Annotated in this window: 1 protein-coding gene and 1 pseudogene; one reads left to right on the top strand and one right to left on the bottom strand. The window is 66.4% G+C overall.

Going from position 1 to position 1,180, the window contains the following annotated elements; genetic code table 11:
• Window positions 1–448, top strand: a 448-nt coding sequence (locus tag RB628_RS40685; protein ID WP_318325677.1) for a peptidoglycan-binding domain-containing protein, incomplete at its 5' end; no start/stop codon positions are given.
• Window positions 449–542: 94 nt separating this feature from the next.
• Here the strand turns inward: RB628_RS40685 and RB628_RS40690 are convergent.
• Window positions 543–740, bottom strand: a pseudogene (locus RB628_RS40690) (DALR anticodon-binding domain-containing protein); the annotation flags it as partial.
• Window positions 741–1,180 lie beyond the last annotated feature (440 nt).

The following is a 1,180-nucleotide window of genomic DNA, read 5'->3' on the forward strand; positions in this document are numbered from 1 at the left end:
TCTCACGAAGGCACTCGTCAGTGCCACCGCCGCGGTCGGGATCGCCGCCGGCGGCCTGGCCACCGCGGGCACGGCCATGGCGGCCCCCGCGCCGGCCCAGCAGCAAGCGGTGACCGGTGAGATCGGCACGCTCGCGGTGAACAACCTGGGGCTGACCACCACCCAGGCGAAGAAGTGGCAGTGCTATCTGCGTGATTGGAATTTCAACCCCGGCACGATCGACGGTCAGCTGGGTACCAACAGCTGGAAGGCCGCGCAGAGGTTCTTCAACTATTACGGCCATAACGGCGATGTCACACTCGTCGTCGACGGAGACGTCGGACCCGCCACGACCAGGGCGCTGCAGCGCTTCCTGAACGCCCGCGGCTACGGCCTTGACGTCGACGGGATCGCCGGACCGAAGACCAAGGACGCGTTCGCGGACTGGACCGCCGCGCGGTCCTGCTGAGTCGATCCGACGCCCGCACACACGGCGCGGCCCGTCCACTCCCCGCAGGGAGTGGACGGGCCGCGCGTATGTCTTGAGGTGCCTCAGAACCACTCGGGCGTCCGGATCCCAGCAGGGCCATGCCCCGGTGCAGTGTGCGGGCCTTGGTGTTGCACAGGAAGAGGCGGCTCTCCACCTGCTCGGGCCTCTCGGCCTTCAGGACCGGGCACTTGTCGTAGAGGGACGTGTACAGCAACGGCACCTGGTACAGGTACGCCGTCAGCTTGTGCGGGGCGTACTCCTTCGCCGTCTCCGATTTGTCTTCCTGGCCGCCCAACACCAGCAAGTCGTGCACAGAAGGCTTGGGGTTTGCCAGCAAGGTGAGCGTGACGGAGGCCAGGCACGCCTTGGCTGCGATGTGCCGGTTTGGTGTCAGTGGGTGGTGTCAGTGACGGCATGTCAGGTCAGGGTGTTTTCGCTGGTGGTGGGGTGTTGAGTGTGGGGAGTCACTGACATGGGGCGGTGTCTGGTGCCGTCGTGGCTGTCATGGGGCGGTACACCCTTCCCTGTTCCGCTGTCATGGGAACGGCACTTCTGATCCTTCGAGGGCCGGTCGGCGGCACGGTGGTCGGCGTCGGGTTTGTGTGTCGGGAGGGTGTGGGGTGGGGGAGCCGGGCGTGTGGGGTGAGGTCGCGGCGTGTCGCGGGTAGTTTTTTGTGCGTGGTGTGTGCCCTCTGAGCTGGGCTTTCTCAG

It is taken from the genome of Streptomyces sp. ADMS (assembly GCF_033441795.1).
Lineage (GTDB): Bacteria > Actinomycetota > Actinomycetes > Streptomycetales > Streptomycetaceae > Streptomyces.